General features: G+C 63.8%; 1 protein-coding gene. It reads right to left on the reverse strand.

Annotated features, from left to right (window positions below; translation table 11 throughout):
* On the reverse strand, positions 1 to 1,974 hold a 1,974-nt coding region (locus tag JHD73_RS27580; RefSeq protein WP_199033309.1), incomplete at its 3' end, for a c-type cytochrome.
* Positions 1,975 to 1,993: the final 19 nt, after the last annotated feature.

The following is a 1,993-nucleotide window of genomic DNA, read 5'->3' on the forward strand; positions in this document are numbered from 1 at the left end:
GGTGTAGGTGCGTGCCATGCCGGCACCAATGTTGAACGACTGGTCGCCCCACAGCGGCGGATAGACGTGCTGGCCCTGAGCGTTCGTGATGCCTTCGCCGTTGGCGCCGTGGCACAGCGCGCATTGCGCCGCATAGATGTTCCGGCCGTTTTTCGCGTTGGGTACCAGGCTCTTGTCGATCTTGCCCACTCCGTGCCCGGCGACCTTGTCTTCCGGCTTGGTCTCGCGCTTCATCCAGTCGAAATAGGCGACCATCGCTTTCATCTCTTCGGAATTTACCGGTAGCGGCTTGCCGTTCATCGAGCGCAGGAAGCAGCCGTTGATGCGGTCCTCGAGCGTGATGATTCGCCCCGCGCGCGGCGCGTAGCTCGGGAAGAAGGCAGACAGACCGACATACGGAGAGCCATCCGCTACCGTGCCCGCATTGAGGTGGCAACTGGCGCAATTGAGCTTGTTGCCAACATTCCGGGGCAGCATGTTGTGCGTGTCGATGTTCAGGCGCGCACCCAGCACCAATTGCTTGGCGTTGGGTTCGCTGAGCATGGCAGCCAGGCGCGGTGTTTCAAATTGGCTGGCATCCAGCTTCCTGACTTCCAGTTCCTTGCGTGCCTTGCTTACGTCGGACGCCGCCACCGGTTGCGGCTGCCGTGTGGCGTTGCTCCAGCTCTCGCGCGTGAAGTTCACGATGTCGGCAATTTCCTGGTCACCCAGCCGGGCGAACGACGGCATGGTCAGCACCCGGGCGTGGCGCGCCGTCTGCGCCGTGGCGGAGCCGGTCAGCATGATGTGCAGCAGCGTGGCGGGGTTGCTGTCGCCCAATACCGGGTTGCCTGCCAGCGGCGGGAACACGTTGGGCACGCCATCGCCATTGCTGCGGTGGCAATCGGCGCAGAACTGCAGATAGCCCAGGCCGCCGCGACTGGTGTAGAGGCTTGCGGGCGGCGTGAGCATGCCCGAGTCGGGCGGAACGATGACGGGCGCCGGACCTTGCGCCACCTGCATCGGTTTGTCGACGGTGCTGGCGGGCAGGGACTTGAGGTACTCGCCAATGGCCAGCAGATCGCCGTTGGTCATGTACTGCGTACTGTGCTGCACCACGTCCACCATGTTGCCGGACACGGCGCCATGGCGGTTGCGCCCGGTCTTGAGCATTTCGGCCACATCCTGCGGTGTCCACAGGCTGCGCAGGCTCAGGGCCCGCCAGCCTTCCACCGTTTCGCCGGCCAGGAAATATTTGCCCTTGGCGGCGGCCTCGGACATGGTCTTTTCCTGGAATCCGATACCGCGCGGCGTATGGCAGGCACCGCAGTGTCCCAGGCCTTGCACGATATACGCGCCCCGGTTCCATTCCACGGATTGTGAAGCATTCGGCTGGAAGGGCTCGCTCTCCAGAAAGGCCCAGTTCCACAGCGACAGCCCCCAGCGCTGGTTGAACGGAAACGACATGCCCAGCGGCTTGTTGGTCTGCTGCACCGGTGCCACGCCCTTCATCAGGTAGGCGTACAGCGCCTGCATATCCTCCGGTGTCGTCTTGGCGTAGGACGGATACGGCATGGCCGGGTACAGGTTGTGGCCATCTGCGGCCACACCCTTGCGCATCGCGCGGTCAAACTGCTCGAACGTATAGCGGCCAATGCCGGTGGTGGCGTCCGGTGTGATGTTGGTCGAATACAGGGCACCGAACGGCGTCTGCAGGGCAAGCCCGCCAGCCATCGGCTTGGATTTGTCACTGGTGTGGCAGGCAACGCAGTCCCCCAGACGCGCCACATAGCGGCCGCGCTCCACCTGTGCGCGCGTTACGTCGTCCATGTCCTTGGTGTTGCTTGCGGGCAGGTCGTCGATGACCTGCGGCACCTGGGCATGCGTGGATGCCACAGCGGACGGTTGTTGTGGTTGTGCCTGCGCCCCCCATTGCAACGCCGCGGAAGCCACGGTGATCAGGGTGAACTGCAGGACTCGTTTTTTCGTACGCATAAGTGTGTGGGCCTGGACC

The organism is Ralstonia sp. ASV6 (assembly GCF_016429285.1).
GTDB classification, from domain to species: Bacteria; Pseudomonadota; Gammaproteobacteria; order Burkholderiales; family Burkholderiaceae; genus Ralstonia; species Ralstonia flaminis.